Genomic DNA, 17,769 nt, shown 5'->3' on the forward strand with positions numbered 1-17,769 from the left:
TCATCATTTATAAGCGTCTAAATGATGTGCATCTAGGCGCTTTTAAGTTCAAGCGATCTCTGCTGGAAAGGCGATGACTTTATCAATATTCACCTGATTCATCACCACCATCAATAAACGATCAATACCTAAGGCAATCCCAGAACATTCAGGCATATTGGGAAGTGCTGCCAATAAATACTGATCAGTTGGAATTACAGGCAAACCTTGTTCAGCACGTTGCCTATTATCTGCTTCAAAACGTGAAGCCAACACATCCGCATCCAACAATTCATCATAGGCATTTGCCAGCTCTAAGCCCTCTATATAGACCTCAAAGCGTGCTGCAACTAACTCACCATCTTCATCCTGTTTGACTTTCGCCAGTGAAGCCATCTCAGGCGGGAAATCCGTCAAAAATACAGGCTTATCAAATCCCAAACTCGGCTCTACAAAATGAGAGAATAATAAATCCATGTACGCTAAACGGTCATCACCCAAATCTAAATTAAGCCCAACACGATGAGCCGTTTCTTTGAGCTGTTTGAGTGATGCTTGCAATGGATTGATATCTAAGCGGTCTTGAAATGCATGCTTATAACTCAAAACAATGGGACGAATATCACCAAAACGATGTGCCAAACAGCTTTCTAACAGATCGGCTGTCTCATGCATCAAGGCTGTTAAATCCATTGCAGGTCTATACCACTCCAGCATGGTAAATTCACTATTGTGCTTACGCCCATGTTCATCATCACGAAATACTTTACAGATTTGGTAGATTGGCCCACTTCCACTTGCCAACAGACGCTTCATTGGAAATTCAGGTGAAGTCTGTAAATATTGGGTATTTAATTTTCCATGAATATGGCGCTGTACTTGTACCGATGCCAAATGTACATCAGTTACCCCTGCTTGGGACAAAATAGGTGTTTCGACTTCCAAAACATTTCGCTCTGCAAAAAAATGGCGAATTTTTTTATACATCTCGGCACGCGCTTTTAAGGCCTCAATAGAACAGGTCGGTTGATAGCTTTTCATTTCATCTTGACTCATACCTTTGGTCCACCATGTGCAGCCCATTCACGGCGTAATGGATAATTCTTTCTCAGTAAATCGAATGCTTGCTGGTCAACTTTGCCATGTTGTACACAAGCTCTTAATTGTCGGTCATCTTCGCTAATATTATAAATTTGGGGAAGACGTTGCTTTAACACTTCTCTCAAGTCGTGTTGTTCAAAATATTGTTCAACGCTTGGTAACTGACTTTCAAAGCGCTTCGATGCGGTATAACCAAATTTTTGGCAAAAAGCATCATAAATCATCTGTGTACCTCGTGCCTTCCCTTCCAAACTATAGCCAGCAATATGAGGCGTCGCTAAAGCCAATAGATCTAATAAGTCTTGAGGAATCTCAGGTTCAAACTCAAATACATCCAGCACAACTTGACGCTTGGTTTTCATCATATCTGCCATCAATGCCGATTGCTGAATCACAGGACCACGCGCGCTGTTGATTAGAATGGCTGAAGGTTTCATTGCTGCTAAAGTCGCTTGATTGAACATGTGCTGCGTTGGATATTCACCCGTTAAAGTTAAAGGAACATGAATTGAAATCGCATCTGCACGCGCTAACAACGTATCAAAAGAAACATTTTCAATGTCATTAAGTTGCACATAAGGATCGTAACCGATCACATTCCACCCCAGCAGTTGCGCCATCACCGCCAGTCGACTACCCACATTACCTAAACCAGCAATCCCTAAAGTAAAATCGGCATCTTTTTCTAATAATTCAATATCTAAGTGCAATAAGGCTGTAATGACATATTCTGCAACCGCCTGAGCATTACAACCAGCGGCATTGCTCCATGAGATATTATGATCTTCTAAAGCTTGAATATCTAGATGGTCTGTTCCAATCGTGGCACTACCCACAAATTGAATTCTAGTTTGATCAATTAAAGCGTGATTGACCTTCGTCACTGAGCGAACCAATAAAGCGTCCGCATCCCGAACATCTGCATGCCTTAACGTGCGTCCTGCTCGATGCTGTATTTCTGCAAATTCCGCAAAAAAATAATCGGTAAATGCCAAGTTTTCATCTGCGATAATTTTCATGCAGTCAATTCCATAATTTTCTCTGGGCTCATTATCCTAAGCATCAAAGAAATTAACAAATCAAATCTGAATGTTTGAGTAAAATTGGCGCGAAAGACAACGATTTTGAAATGCTCATGCAACTTCTTGCCAATTATAGATCGTTTTTTTACTTTTATAATGTCAGCACATTATTTTCTGTAAGTTCAATTATGACGCCTTATTCTCCCTATAAAGGCAAAAATGGTATCAAACGCATCCTAAATGCCACAGGCTATTCGCTTGCTGGCTTTAAAGCTGCATTTAACCATGAAGCTGCTTTTAGACAAATTATTTTGCTTAATTTAATTTTGATTCCTGCCAGCTTTTTTATCCATGTATCTGCCTTGGAGCAGGCACTTATGGTTGCTGTCTGTTTGTTGGCAATTATTGTCGAATTATTTAATTCAGCCATTGAAGCTGTTGTTGACCGTATTTCACTTGAAAACATGAATTGTCTAAGAATGCAAAAGATATGGGAAGCGCAGCCCAGTTCGTTTCTTTAGCTATTATCTTTTTTACTTGGATGATTATTTTACTTAAATAATGATTTAAAGAAGAAACAACAAAGCGCTTGTTTCTTCTATTTTCTATATTATTTTTTAAAAACCAAACCCAACTCCAAGTATTGGCCCTTGTTGTACGGTATCCCATTTAAAACTGCTATTTTTATAATCTTGTGACACATAACGATATCCGACTCTAAAGTTCACGGGAGCCGTTAATATTTTTTGACGATATCCTAAATACGCCTGTGCAACTTGAGTTTGTTCTGTGCCATATGTATATTGCGCTGCTAAATTCCAAGGCGAGTCGCTATTGTAACGAACACGAGCGCCACCGAAATATTCAGACCAATGCTTTTCAACTGTAAGATGTTTACCCAACGCGTCTAGAGTTCCCTCTAGGTCCGTATAATTCACTCCTAGAGTTGGTTCGATCACCAGACCTTTGCCATGAGGAAATTGCTCATAGGCGCGATAGTAAATTCCCAAATTGCTCAGATTTACTTTGGTTGATAAAGCGACGGGAAAAGAATGAACTTCTTTTTTGTCGGCAGTTTTTACATATTGAATATCTGAGAAAGCACCCCATTTCCCTTTACTAATTTCAATATGCCCCATAACTGCCTTATCTAAAGATGCTAGCGTATCTTTGAATGGTTGATCTACCTGATAATTCAAACCTTGATAACCAATTACACCATCGATATCAGCCGCAAATCCATAAATATTTAAAAATACTTTGGTTTCCCCTGCAAAGGAATCTTTGATACTTTCAGCATAAGTTTGAAAACTCAACAAAGTACAACTCAATATTAAACAATATGATTTATACATAAGTGACTCCAATAATTACTGTTCTAATAGATTTTAATTTAATAAAAATGAATAGAATGATTAATAACGCTTTTTTTTTACTTTTACTATTCAACAAACGTAAAAAAACCCTGCATAAGCAGGGTTTTTTTGATCTAGACGTAGATGTAATTACATCATGCCGCCCATACCACCCATACCGCCCATGTCTGGAGCAGCAGGTTTGTCTTCTGGGATATCAGTGATCATGCACTCAGTAGTCAACATTAAACCAGCAACAGAAGCTGCGTGTTCAAGTGCAGAACGCGTTACTTTAGCTGGGTCAAGGATACCCATTTCTAACATATCACCATATTCGCCAGTTGCAGCGTTATAACCAAAGTTACCTTCGCCAGCTTTAACTGCATTGATCACAACTGAAGGCTCATCACCAGCATTTGAAACGATTTGACGAAGTGGAGCTTCAATCGCACGACGTAAGATATTGATACCCGCAGTTTGATCTTCGTTAGCACCTTTTAAGCCGTCTAATACATTTACGGCACGTACAAGTGCAACACCACCACCAGCAACAACACCTTCTTCAACTGCTGCACGAGTCGCATGAAGCGCATCATCTACACGGTCTTTCTTCTCTTTCATTTCAACTTCAGTTGCAGCACCGATTTTAATCACTGCAACACCGCCTGCTAATTTAGCAACGCGTTCTTGAAGTTTTTCTTTGTCATATTCAGAAGTAGATTCTTCGATTTGAGCACGGATCTGTTGAACACGCTCAGCGATTTGAGCTGCATTACCAGCACCATCAACAATCACAGTATTTTCTTTAGATACTGTTACTTTGTGTGCTGTACCTAAGTGCTCAAGAGTTGTTTGATCAAGCGCCATGCCGATTTCTTCTGAAATCACAGTACCGCCAGTTAAGATCGCGATATCTTGAAGCATTGCTTTACGACGGTCACCAAAGCCAGGTGCTTTTACTGCACATACTTTGATAATACCGCGCATGTTGTTTACAACAAGTGTCGCAAGCGCTTCACCTTCAACATCTTCAGCAATAATTAAAAGCGGTTTACCAGTTTTAGCAACTGCTTCTAATACGGTGATTAATTCACGGATATTACCGATTTTTTTGTCAACAAGAAGGATGAACGGGTTTTCAAGTTCAGCAGTTAACGTATCTTGCTTGTTCGCGAAATATGGAGAGATATAACCGCGGTCAAACTGCATACCTTCAACAACGTCTAAAGCGTCTTCGAAGCCAGAACCTTCTTCAACAGTGATTACACCTTCTTTACCCACTTTTTCCATTGCTTGTGCAATTAACTTACCTACAGTGGTATCAGAGTTCGCAGAGATCGAACCGACTTGTTCAATTGCTTTGAAGTCATCAGCAGGTTTTGCATTGGCACGGATATTTTCAACTACAGTTTTCACTGCGATATCAATACCACGTTTTAAATCCATTGGGTTCATACCAGCCGTTACTGATTTGATCCCTTCATTTAAGATTGCTTGAGCAAGTACAGTTGCAGTTGTTGTACCGTCACCTGCGATGTCATTCGTTTTGCTTGAAACTTCGCGAACAAGTTGAGCACCCATGTTTTCAAACTTGTCTTTTAAAGAAATTTCTTTGGCAACGGTTACACCATCTTTAGTGATGTGTGGCGCACCGAAAGAACGATCGATAACCACATTACGACCTTTAGGGCCTAAAGTTACTTTTACTGCATCTGCAAGTACGTTTACACCTGCGATCATTTTTGAGCGAGCTGAATCACCAAATTTTACGTCTTTAGCTGACATGTTAAACTCCAAATCTTTTTAAATACTGTATCTGATAATGTGTGAGTTATAGGTCGATTAGCCTTCAAGCACAGCTAAGATATCCGACTCTTTCATGATTAAAAGTTCTTCACCACTTACTTTCACAGTTGTCCCTGCATAAGTACCGAACAATACCTTGTCTCCAACTTTAACGTCTAAAGCACGAACGCCATTGTCAGTGATCTGACCATTACCTACTGCAATCACCTCACCTTGAGATGGTTTTTCAGCAGCAGAGCCTGGAAGTAAAATACCACCAGCCGTTTTGGTTTCTTCTTCTACGCGACGAATCACTACGCGATCATGTAATGGACGAATGTTGCTCATATTTAACTCCATCAGACTTAGTCTTTTTGATTAATTTGCATTGCTACTCCAGTAGCAATCAACAAAATTTTGATATGCCACTTTTGTGGGGTTAAAAAAAAAGGCTTCAAGGGGAAAATTAAAAAAAATTCGACTTTTTGTTCTTTTTTCAAACATCACGAACACGAATCTTAAATTCAGTCTATTTACGCTACTTTTCAAACTGTTTTTTATCTTCATTAAAATAATAATGCTCAATCACACCATTGCTCAAAATCACATTAAAACTATTCGGCAATCCAAAACGTACACGATTGGATATCGCTGTACCTGCATGAATATCGAGAATCGGATGATCAAATCCTAAATCGAAAATTTGATTTAGATCATGCACTGCAACTTTGTGTAAATGCCCATGCAACAAACCAAATAATCCAGTTTCACCCCATTTCTGTAATGCAATTTTCCCTAAAACAGGACAATCCTTACCACCATTATCATCTGGAAAAGTATAAAAAGGTTGATGAAAAACCCCTAACTTAATCTTGCCTGATGGTGCATTTTTTAACTTTTCATAGGTTTCATTGATCTGGTCAACCGAAATGTGTCCTCGCGTATGATATCGCCTACGAATACTATTCATTCCAACAATATAGAAGTGCTCTGTCTCTAAAGTCGTCTCCAAACTGCCAAAAAACATTTGATAACGTAAAAATGGAGAAAAAAAACGATTCCAGACGTGGTATAGCGGAATATCATGATTCCCAGGTACCACCAAATAAGGAATAGATAGCGAATTTAAAAACTGCACACATGCATAAAACTGTTGATAACGTGCTCGCTGGGTTAAATCACCACTTACCACCACCACTTCAGGGCGATATTGCTGACAAAATTGGTGAATTGCCTCAATACACACCTCTCGCTCTGTTCCAAAATGCAGATCAGATAGATGTAGTAACATTTGGAACCATCACTTTCAATGCGGACTTTTCTACTGAGAATTTTAAGGGACTTTGCATTTCTACCAGTTCCCCATCGATGGCAACCGTTAACTGCATTTTTTTACACCCCACCTCGATTTTCTCAGCACAAAATGAATAGACGTCAGAAGCCTGATCAATTTTACCTTGAATCAGTTTCCATAACATTTTTAATAAACTGAAACGATCACTTTTCGCAACAACCACACCAGCAAGTTTTCCATTTGCTGCGCACTCAGCAATTCTTAATTTCATATCACTGAGCTGAAGCTGATTATTACCAAAAAAAATGAGAGGTGTCGTCACTGGATATTTCTGACCATCTACAGTAACTGAAAGCTTGAGTGACTTGTGCTCACGCAGGAGCACATCCAATCCCGATGTGTAAGCATGTAAAGGAATACGACCTAAACGTTGATTATATAATTCACGTTTTTTAATAAATAAGGGATACAACCCCAAACTCGCATTATTTAAATAAATATGATCATTGATTTTGGCGACATGTACTTCATGTACCTTCCCAGTTGCAATGACTTCCGCCGCTTGAACGACATCAATCGGGATATGCAAAGCACGAGCAACATAATTAAATGTCCCTAATGGCATAATACCCATCGGAATATCCGTATGCATTAATCGCTGAGCGACAGCATTCAATGTCCCATCACCACCTGCTGCAACCACTACACCGCGAAAATCAGTTTGTTGATGTCTCACTAAAATCTCCGACATCATGTCATCAAAACTGGCGTGTTGACTTAACTCAAACACCTGAATTTCGAAACCATGTTGCGTCCAATAAGTCAGCAGTTGTTCGTACTCTTCACTTTGTTGTGTAGCGTGGAATCCTGACTTCTGATTATAAATGATCGAAAGAGGTCGTAATTTTAAGCTCATGGAGATCAAACTTAGGGCGATTAATAGCCCTATTTTTGTTTACTAAATCAACAAATAAAAGCTTGTTTATGTAATTTTTGAATGAACATCATTCATTTAATCAATAATAATTCTCAAGTATTATGAATCACACAACTTATTGTTTATTAATATAATTTTTGATAAAAATAACACATATAAAAAATTCAAATAAAGATAAATAAAAATATCACAGCCAATAAAAACAAACACTTAGATACAAACAACTCGTTTAGAGTCAATACACTACAACATTCATTGCACTTATTTTTTTTTGGATTTTATGCTTTAATACAGCCACTTTTTTTACTTCATCTATTTTACTGTCACCCAGTAGATAGAATTTGTACGTCGTACACACTTTAAAAAGGCATCACCATGACCCAAGTGAACGCACCAGAATTCGTTCGTCACCCTAAGCTAATTGCATGGGTGGAAGAAATTGCAAAATTAACCAAACCAGCAAAAATCGAATGGTGTGACGGAAGCGAAGAAGAATATCAACGTCTTATCGACTTGATGATCGCTAACGGCACCATGCAAAAACTTAACCAAGAAAAACATCCTGGTTCTTATCTTGCAAATTCTGATCCTTCTGACGTTGCTCGTGTTGAAGACCGTACTTATATCTGTTCACAAAACCAAGAAGATGCTGGTGCAACCAATAACTGGGTTGAACCTGCTGAAATGCGTGCAAAATTAAATGGCTTATTTGATGGCGCAATGGAAGGCCGTACCATGTACGTGGTTCCATTCTCAATGGGTCCTTTAGGTAGCCATATCGCGCACATCGGTATCGAATTAACTGATTCTCCATATGTTGCGGTTAGCATGACCAAAATGGCACGTATGGGCAAAGCAGTTTATGACGTTCTAGGCACTGATGGCGAATTCATTCCTTGCGTACATACAGTTGCAGCGCCGTTAAAAGACGGTCAAAAAGATGTTGCTTGGCCTTGCAACAGCGAAAAATATATCGTGCATTACCCAGAAACTCGTGAAATCTGGTCTTACGGTTCTGGTTATGGTGGTAACGCTTTACTTGGTAAAAAATGCTTAGCTTTACGTATTGCATCTGCAATGGGTCGTGAACAAGGCTGGTTAGCTGAGCACATGCTGATTTTGGGTGTAACAAACCCACAAGGTGAAAAACACTATATCGCAGCGGCATTCCCTTCTGCATGTGGTAAAACCAACTTTGCAATGTTAATTCCACCAGCAGGTTATGAAGGTTGGAAGATTGAGACTGTAGGTGACGATATCGCTTGGATCAAACCAGGTGAAGACGGTCGTTTATATGCAATCAACCCAGAAGCTGGTTTCTTCGGTGTTGCACCTGGTACAAACACCAAGACTAACCCGAACTGTATGGCAACACTTCACAAAGATGTGATCTATACCAACGTTGCTGTAACTGATAACGGCGAAGTATGGTGGGAAGGTCTTTCTAAAGAAGTTCCAGCGAACCTTACCAACTGGAAAGGTCAACCGCATACTGATGGTGAAAAAGCTGCTCATCCAAATGCGCGTTTCACAGTTTCAGCAGGTCAATGCCCTTCTATCGATGCTGACTGGGAAAATCCAGCAGGTGTGCCGATCTCTGCATTTATCTTCGGTGGTCGCCGTGCGGACACAGTACCTTTAGTTTCTGAAGCATTTGACTGGGTTGATGGCGTTTATAAAGCTGCAACTATGGGCTCTGAGACAACTGCTGCTGCTGTTGGTCAACAAGGTATCGTTCGTCGTGATCCATTTGCGATGCTTCCTTTTGCTGGTTATAACATGGCTGATTACTTCGGTCACTGGTTACAACTTGGTCAAGAAGTTGGCGCTAAAGCAGAAGCTGCTGGTAATAAATTACCAAAAATCTTTAATGTAAACTGGTTCCGTCGTGATGCTGAAGGCAACTTTGTATGGCCTGGTTTCGGTCAAAACATGCGTGTTCTTGAGTGGATTATTGATCGTTGTGAAGGTCGTGCTGAAGCGACTGAAACTCCAATCGGCCTTGTTCCAACTTACGAACAATTGAACTGGACAGGTATCGACTTCTCTAAAGAGCAATTCGAAACTGTTACTGCTCAAGATAAAGATCAATGGATCAAAGAACTTGAAAGCCACACTGAGTTATTCACTAAACTTGGTGATCGTTTACCTCAAGCACTTAAAGATCGTCAAAATGAATTATTAAATGCAGTTAAATCTGCTTAATAATTAAATGACAAAAAAGGTCGCTTTGGCGACCTTTTTTTGTTGTCTGGTGATTTGGTTTTAATATAAAAAACCTATCCCATAAGAAGAATAGGTTTTAAGAAGTAGCCACTAAGTAGTAGTATTAATTATTCTTTAGACAATACGTTAAAACACCAGAAATAAAATGCCCTGTTCGACAATCTGTACTCGCAGTAACTAATGATAAAGGACAACCATAATAATTATTTGCTTCTATTTGCGGCACATTATAAAAAGCCATTTTAGGATCATCTAATTCTATAACCCACGTCCCCCCAAATGTTTTCTAAATGTCTCTCCTACATATCGAGCATAACCATCAACTTTACGAGATTCTTGTTGAGCTAAGATCGCTTGAGTCGTCGGATACTGCTCCAATATCCAATGTTCCAAGATATCCAATGATTCTATCGAATAATCTAGCTTTTCACCAATTTCTTTTGGGAGGGTATCATACATACGTGATAAAGCATCACGCATGTCCATTAACCAACATTAAAAGCTGTCAAACCTTTCTTCTCTAGTTTTCATATTACAGATCAAAACTCATGATATATAAATAAGCTTTTCCAAATAGCTTTCTTAACTTGCATGTTAAGTTTAACTTTACTCTGATCATTATCATCCAAGACCATATATGAAATTTCCCATCCAACACTTCACAACAATCGTTAATAATATCATATATAACTATTGATATATTTAAAAAAATTCCCACATATATATTTATGATATGTGCATAAAAACTGCTACACAATAATATTTTAAGTTCCACCATATAACGATGGAACTTAGCAAGTTGAATTTATTTAAATAGCATTTTTATATCCTCAGATAATTGATTATTATCATATAATTCTTTAAATATTTTCAAAGCAATATTAATATCTCGATTAATCCGTTTTGCCTCCCATTCATCTTCATATTGAGAAAACACAAAAGTCTCATTCGGATCCACTACACTAGAATTCTCCAACCAAAAATATTCGATACATTCACCATCATCATAAATACGATGATCTAACAAATAACCATGTTTAATATCACAATCAAAAATAAATTTTTCCGAAATGGTATAATGATCTATCTCACGAAATTCAACATACGGTTCTTCCGTATAAACAGGTTCTCCCAAGAAAACTGTCATCTGCCCTCCCCCTTGATACATTTTTAGGATGATTTCAGAGAACTCATCCCACCCCATATCATTAACTATATCAATTGGTTTAAAGTTTTTTCCAGATTCGTTTAACTGATAAATTGAATAATGATCTAAATAAAATTGCATTTAATTTCTCCAATAAGTAGGCGTAACAGCAAATTCCACTTTTCCGCCAACATTTTTCCAAGTCATTGTTTGACTTTGATCGGTATTATATATTACGAGTTCAGATAAACCAGAACGCTCTATCATAGTTGGAATTGCATCACGACAATGAGAACATACATCTTTTCCTTTAACAACGATTTCCATTTTTTGACCTTGGGTTAAACCCTCATCATAGGCTCGTTGAATGAGAGCAATTTCCGCATGGGCATTTGCCATATTAGTATTTGTTGTTAACCCCTTTTTCCCTGCCACGAGTGTGGGTTTACCTGCATTTGCCTGTGCGACTGGACGAGCCGTTTGATTCGTGTCAAACATATACTTACCACCAATATTAGTCTCAGCAGTTACAGTTATTGGTGATTTTGCTCCTGATAAGGTTTTACCAATTCTAATATCTACTTTTTGCTGTTCAGAAAGATAGTTTGCTAACTCTCTAGGATCTTGATAGCGCGTTGTCGGTTTATAATCCTGATTTAATACTGTTTTAGAATATAAAACTTTTAAGCCTTCTGCTTCTTTAAGCATCTGATTTCGAGTAGCAGCAGTAATACCTACAGCACCAGGCCCATAAATTGCACCTTCTGCAAATAAACCATCTATTGCTAATCTAAGGTTAACATTACAAGCAGCGGGATTAGATAAACAAGCTCTAACTACTACCCCCCCTGCAGCACCACCACCAACTGCAGCTATAGCACCAAATAATAGTACTGTATCGCGTAACTGTTTATCCTGATAATTTTGCCATTTTGTATTACATGCAGCATCAATTGAACCTCCACAATTTAGATCCACGAATGACAATATTTTTGAGGCTGACGCGACATATTGATCATTCTCATCATATTTAAATTGATCTAATGCATATGAACCTCGATAATTCGTTAACTTTTGAGTAAAAGTAATATTACCCAGAGGTTGGTTCATTAATTCAGTCAACCCACTTTGTCTTTGAGTTGCATGCGTTATTTTACATTCAATAGTTGTGCACTTGGCATAGGCATCATCATTAATCCCCCAAATGCTTTTATTTACCTCATAGTATGTCCCTTTAGAATCATACCCACCAAAATATTTGGCATCGACATCTTTTAAACATGATGAGTTATTTTTACAATCCGAGATTGCTTTTCTTAAGTTTTTAACTTGTTGTGCTGTTAAATAATTGTTTGTAACAGCATTTTCAGCAGATGCTGCTGCAGCATTTACATCATATCCAGAATAAGCGGCTACTACTCCTGAAACTAATTTAGTAGTACCCACCACTTTTTTTCTAAAAGCATCTTTCTCTTCTTGAGTTGCCGTACTGCTCGGTTTATCAAAGAGTCCTGCTACAACCTCTGCAACACTAGCACCTATTGCACCTGCTTCACATTCCTTTTGTACCGCAGCTGCAACACAACCTGCCGCTGCATGGGCAATTTTATGTAATGCATACTCCCATGCACTTGGATCAATTTTATCTAAATGAGTACCAATCTTTGTTGCCATCTCAGCTTGTAAAACATTTGTTACCCCAGCCAGCAGTGCTTTCTCAAGACTATCTGATAAACTCTCACCTTGTAAGGTACTACTAATTAAGTTTGAACCAACACCTTGGACAAAATTATTTGCAATTTTTTCTACTGTTGGAAAACCATTTAAATCAATTTTAAGGCTAGTACTTAAACCTTCCACTAACCCAGCTGTTACCACCGTAATTGCCAAACTTTTTACTGAATCTTTACTTCCTAGCTCTTTAAATGTTGCTGATAGATTGCCACCATTATTGATTAAGCTAATAGAAGCTTGTGTCGTCAAACTTAGTAATGCAGCATTAGTTACTGTTCCACCAGTTGATAGTATTGCTCCTACACCTGCTCCACCTGTCGCAGCTGCAATCGCAATTGCTAAAATCGCCGCCCCAGCCGCAGTCAACCCTTGAGACTTATAATCCCAACTCTCTTGTGCCAGCTTAACCGCTTCCCAATTCACATCTTTACGGTTAACCAAATCTTTTAGGTAAGCATTGCCAGGTTGATTCGCAAGTTTTAAAACTTCTGCTCGGACATCATTATCTTTACCAGATACGACTGGAACTTGAACAGTCAAGCCACCTTTTGCTTCAAACTTCGGTGCAACAGGTCCATTAAAGGTAGGCAACTTCGATGTTTCAGTAATCGAACCTTGGTCTTGCATTGATTGCCAAACTACACTATTACTTGTTTTAGTCTTTGTTGCTTCTACAAGTTCCGATGCACCAAGGAGATAAATTTCCTGACCAGCCTTTATATCTGCACCTTCTAAATAATTAAACTCAGTGCCTTTTAAAACAATATTGCCATCTGCTTGAGCACCGATATAACTTGCTTCTAAAACAGCGGGTAGTTCTGATTTGATATTTCGAGTGCTGGTATATTTGGATTTATTAAGTTTAATACCAGCCCACGAACTACTTTTACTGATATCAAGGGTATCTTTTGAAACATTATCAGCAGTTAAAAGGTTGATATCACCACCTGCTAAAATCTTAACTTTACCACCATGCGCCGTTAACTGACTTGAATACATGTCGATACTGGTACGATGGGTTCCAGTTTCTTTATCATCAGCCTTTTTCGCCTCTCCACTTTTGATATTGATATTTTTGGCATCAATATCTACAGATAGACCGCCAACTCGTTCAGCCGTTTTTATCGTGGTTGTAGTCTTTTTCTTACCATACCATTTGCGTTTGGTTTCTGTTTTCTTACTCTTGTCATAGCTATTTTCAACAGCCACATCAAAAATAATATTTTTATAGGCTTCAATATCGACATTACCATTATTCGATGTGATTCCTACACCTTGTAAGATCAAATTATCTGTCGCACTTTTGCCTGCAGCTTTGATTTTAACGCCTTTATCACCGTTGATCGTGGTGGCATTTACAGGGCTACGCCAGTTGTAATTATCATCGGTCACTTGACCAATTTCATAGGAATCTTGGGTGGCATCGATAATGATGCTTCCTTTAATTTTCCCTTGTTTTACACTATTTTTTATATTGCTCTTAAACTCACCCTGAATTTGATGTTCTTCATTTGCCAGTGTTCCTACTGCTTCTATCAAAACCGAGCCTTTTTTAGCATCAATCGCAGCACCACTAATACTGAGACCTTGTTTAGAGGCTAGATTAATATTGCCTGTCGCACTAACAACATTTGAGCCTTTATGCTCATAACCATTTGATCTACTATTATAAAAATTGATTTCATTTCTTAAATTTTGAATATCTGTATCAGAATAGATAGCCTCAAAATTATCATATAAGCCTGCTGACCATGGTCTCCACATACCAAGACTGTCTGGTGTAGGTGCCCAAACTACACTATTGAAAGGAAAAAACTTCTTCTCCCCCTCCCAAACATACGACTTAGGCTCTAAAGCAGGATATTTAACAAGAAAGTCTGTATAAGCTTTATCAAATCTAGCTATCTTTTCTTTTGATCTATCTTCCTCTGTTGGCCAAGGATAAGCTTCATTGTAAAGATTAATTAATGCATCATAATCTTTAGAAATATTGGGGGTCTTCAATTTCTCAATTTGATTTAAAATATTCTGATTATTAGATTTTATTCTGACCACACTTTCACTGTTCGCTGCCTGATTTGTGAGTATATTTTTTACCCCATCCACAATCAAATCACCATCAGTCGATACAATCGAAATATCTTTAACAGCGTTTAATTGTGTTCCCTGCAACTCCACTTTTTGACCAGCAAGATTGATTCCACCATTGGCGGTGTTGAGCTTAACGACTTGCTCACTTCCATTACCCTTAGTCCCACCATGCCCAATAAGTGTTAAGTCACCTTTTTTACTCATCAGATCATAATCACCCACCGCACTCAGTGTCAGTAACTTTGGATCAATGGTTAAATTATCGTTGGTTTGAATACTCAAATTACCATTGAGTTTGTTTAAGTCCTTGTCATTATTTAATAGCGGTGAGCCTGTAGCTGTCACTTTGACATTCTTATTCACATCAAAGCCAGCTCCGCTTTCAATCAGTACCGCCCCACCTTTAAGGTCTGTATTTTGTAGATACTGACCCGCACCACTGATCAACGAAAGCACACCATCAGCTTGTAGCTTGACAGTATTACCCGCTGCCCAACTAGTCGATCCATCTGCCACCACTTGGGTTGAACTGAGGTAAAGTTTATCTTTACTGCTCAATGCCGTATGCCCAGCAGACTGACCTGTTGTATACAACAAGGTCTGACGTCCATCAGCTTGTAAAGTTGTATTTGCACCACTTTTAAGGTTCATACCATATAAGAACTGTGTGCCTTTTGCTTGCGCTTGAATGTTGCCTATGGCAGTGAAGTTCCCCCAATTTAAGCTATTATTTGCACTACTATTGATCAGAATATTGTTTCCGTTTAACCCACTCCACAAATAAGTGGTTTTAGGGCTAAAACTGCCATCAGCGTTTTGATGTTGGGTAATCACATCTGAACGTACTAGACTAATATTGCCTTTTGCATCTAACTGAATATCACCATTTTTAGCATCTAAATTTATGGTGTTCAAACGTAGATATCCGTTATCAATTGATGCGATCTGAATACCCTTATCTGCGGAGATTTTACTTGGGGTATAGGTGATATTTTTAGCATCGGTACCTGTTACAGCAGTTTCAACTTTATTTGCAGCTAAGATGACATTTTTACTGGCTAATAACGATGCTTTACCTAAAGTCGTTGCTTGCAAGCTATTTGCGGTAATACTGCCATTTAAAGCATTAACGTTTATATTGCCTGTATTTGCCCAGAGTCGGCTTCCTTGATCAAGTAGGATATTGCCACCATCACTGATAATATCAACACCATTCGCCCCAGAACCCGTCATATAAATATTTTTAGTGCTAATATTTTTTCCAGAAAGTTTTAGCCCGCCACCTCCTGATAACTTAGAGTTTTGATCCTTACCTTCTAATCTCAACTGATTGCCTGCACCTAACTGAATTTTTCCTGCGGTATATGGGAATTCTTGATTGGCAGTGGTAAAACTTAAATTATTGCCTGCATAGGCATTAATACTGTTCACTTGAGCTTGGCTACTATTTGCTTTCTTAATAAAATCGATATTGTTTAGGGTGATGTCTTTGTCTGCGTAGATTGCAAGCTCTTTTGCTGCGCTGACACTTCCACCTTGAACCGTGATTTTATTTAACGCTGTTTCTTTTGAGCTAGACTGTAATTGGATATTGCCTGTCGAAGCATGTAATTTGGTATCTGTAAGATTGAGGTGATTATTCGCACTGACCGTCAAATCTTTAGCGGCAACTAACCCTGCTTTGTTTGAAGTAAAGTCCTTTTGTGCTTGGATGTGTGCTGATCCTCGATTACTTCTAAGTTCTGAGTTCGCAGCTAAGTTGATATTTGTAGCATCGATATAGAGGTCACCTGTTGTCCCCATATTTCTGATCTTGGCTGAATCAGCCACATTAACATTGCCTTTCGCACTGACGATCAAAGGTGAAGATGCAACACCTTCATAATTCAAAGTCACTTCTTTGGCTTTGATATTGATATCATTTCCAGAGTCTAGACTCAGCAAACCAAAGCTGCTAATCGTCCCTGCTGAATTAATATCAGCGGCTGTCCCCGTGCCTGTAGTCGAAACACTAACTAAACCTTGAGTCTTACTGGTTGAACTGATAGCTCCTGTATGCTCAATCTTTCCTGCACTGGTAACAACAAGGTTATTTACCGCCTGAAGTGTACCTGCATTATTAACCCCTAGCCCTTTTTCTGTACCCACAAGATAGATGTTATTGGCATACATGCCACCCAAAGCTTTAACATCAATAGCAACCGTTGGTGCAGCCGCTGTTGAGGTTTTCTCCTGTATTTGTGTGAGATCTGCACTAATGGTATTAGCACCTGTCACCACCTGAATGTCTTGTTCAGCATGGAGTTGTGCATTGAGTTCTAAGGCTCTGGTATAGATATCAAGATAGTTGGCATTGTTATTTGCCCCACCCAAGCCAAGCTGTGAACCTGTATTTGCAGAAATGGTGATCTTACCTTGGTCGATCACAAATTGTTTGATCGAACCATCCGCATTGAACTGCGGCTTACCAGTCGTTAAAGTGGCTCGATTGGCATTAATAAAACCACCACCTTTAACATTGATCCCCGATGGGTTTGCAATAATCAAATCAGCGCGTTGACCTGCAATTTCAAGGTTACCTTCAAATTGGCTCGCTCGTGCTGAGTTGACTTCATTTAAAATCAGGCGGGCTTCACCTGTTTGTAAGTATGGGTTAGCACCAACACTCCCCACAATGCTTGAGGCAGCACCCGTGCGGCTGTTGTTAAGTACTGCACCCTGCGTTGGGACATCAAACTCTTTATAAATGTTGTGTGATACACCGCTTTTGTTCGGTGTTTGAATATTAATGACAGGTACATTTTGTTTTTGTGAATTTTGTCCAACCCCAATCACAGGTCGGTTCGCAGCTGGTGCGCCAGTGTCTGCTACCATGCCTGCATAAACCGATGAAAGTGGCATCCAGATGCTCATACTGGCAACCAAAGCCTTGACATGCCAAAGCTGATGGAATGATTCTTCAGAGCTAGTTGTGGTCGAGTTAGTACTTTGACCCGATGCTTTGCTTTGGCTTTTTGCATTTTCTGCAACAGCCATAAACATTTGACGAGCTTTGTTATAAATAATACGGTAACGATTTTTGTTCATGTCGATTCTGC

General features: G+C 38.9%; 11 protein-coding genes and 1 pseudogene. 2 read left to right on the plus strand and 10 right to left on the minus strand.

What is annotated here, in order from left to right:
- Window positions 1-48: 48 nt before the first annotated feature.
- Window positions 49-1,035, minus strand: a complete 987-nt coding sequence (epmA, locus tag DS737_RS11235) for an EF-P lysine aminoacylase EpmA (RefSeq protein ID WP_004638316.1) — start codon at window positions 1,033-1,035, stop codon at window positions 49-51.
- On the minus strand, window positions 1,032-2,099 hold the full coding sequence (locus DS737_RS11240) for a 4-phosphoerythronate dehydrogenase (protein ID WP_113997552.1): 1,068 nt from the start codon (window positions 2,097-2,099) through the stop codon (window positions 1,032-1,034). The genes epmA and DS737_RS11240 overlap by 4 nt, the downstream gene beginning before the upstream one ends.
- Before the next feature lie 191 nt (window positions 2,100-2,290).
- Between DS737_RS11240 and DS737_RS11245 the strand changes: the two are divergent.
- Window positions 2,291-2,664 (plus strand): annotated as a pseudogene (locus tag DS737_RS11245) (diacylglycerol kinase).
- Window positions 2,665-2,719: 55 nt separating this feature from the next.
- Here DS737_RS11245 and DS737_RS11250 read toward each other — a convergent pair.
- The 5 genes from DS737_RS11250 to DS737_RS11270 form a co-directional block, all read right to left on the minus strand.
- On the minus strand, window positions 2,720-3,457 hold the full coding sequence (locus DS737_RS11250; RefSeq protein ID WP_113997553.1) for a porin family protein: 738 nt from the start codon (window positions 3,455-3,457) through the stop codon (window positions 2,720-2,722).
- Window positions 3,458-3,607: 150 nt separating this feature from the next.
- Window positions 3,608-5,242 carry a chaperonin GroEL gene (groL, locus tag DS737_RS11255; RefSeq protein WP_004638311.1) on the minus strand — a complete coding sequence of 545 codons (1,635 nt, stop codon included), beginning with the start codon at window positions 5,240-5,242 and terminating at the stop codon, window positions 3,608-3,610.
- 57 nt (window positions 5,243-5,299) lie between these two features.
- Window positions 5,300-5,590 carry a co-chaperone GroES gene (locus DS737_RS11260; protein ID WP_004652030.1) on the minus strand — a complete coding sequence of 97 codons (291 nt, stop codon included), beginning with the start codon at window positions 5,588-5,590 and terminating at the stop codon, window positions 5,300-5,302.
- Between the two features lie 190 nt (window positions 5,591-5,780).
- Window positions 5,781-6,533 (minus strand): metallophosphoesterase family protein, encoded by a 753-nt coding sequence (locus DS737_RS11265; protein ID WP_113997554.1) that lies wholly within the window; start codon window positions 6,531-6,533, stop codon window positions 5,781-5,783.
- Window positions 6,514-7,452 carry a diacylglycerol/lipid kinase family protein gene (locus DS737_RS11270; protein WP_113997555.1) on the minus strand — a complete coding sequence of 313 codons (939 nt, stop codon included), beginning with the start codon at window positions 7,450-7,452 and terminating at the stop codon, window positions 6,514-6,516. The genes DS737_RS11265 and DS737_RS11270 overlap by 20 nt, the downstream gene beginning before the upstream one ends.
- A 396-nt stretch (window positions 7,453-7,848) precedes the next feature.
- On the opposite strand from DS737_RS11270, the gene DS737_RS11275 reads away from it, so the two are divergent.
- On the plus strand, window positions 7,849-9,678 hold the full coding sequence (locus tag DS737_RS11275) for a phosphoenolpyruvate carboxykinase (GTP) (RefSeq protein ID WP_113997556.1): 1,830 nt from the start codon (window positions 7,849-7,851) through the stop codon (window positions 9,676-9,678).
- A 279-nt stretch (window positions 9,679-9,957) separates the two neighbouring features.
- Here the strand turns inward: DS737_RS11275 and DS737_RS11280 are convergent, their stop codons facing one another.
- The 3 genes from DS737_RS11280 to DS737_RS11290 form a co-directional block, all read right to left on the minus strand.
- A complete protein-coding gene (locus DS737_RS11280; protein WP_113997557.1) occupies window positions 9,958-10,179 on the minus strand; it encodes a hypothetical protein in 222 nt (73 codons plus the stop codon).
- A 325-nt stretch (window positions 10,180-10,504) separates the two neighbouring features.
- Entirely contained in the window at window positions 10,505-10,987 is a 483-nt protein-coding gene (locus tag DS737_RS11285) for a hypothetical protein (protein ID WP_113997558.1), read from the minus strand.
- Window positions 10,988-17,758 carry a two-partner secretion domain-containing protein gene (locus DS737_RS11290; protein WP_113997559.1) on the minus strand — a complete coding sequence of 2,257 codons (6,771 nt, stop codon included), beginning with the start codon at window positions 17,756-17,758 and terminating at the stop codon, window positions 10,988-10,990.
- Window positions 17,759-17,769: the final 11 nt, after the last annotated feature.

This window comes from Acinetobacter haemolyticus (genome assembly GCF_003323815.1).
Lineage (GTDB): Bacteria > Pseudomonadota > Gammaproteobacteria > Pseudomonadales > Moraxellaceae > Acinetobacter > Acinetobacter haemolyticus.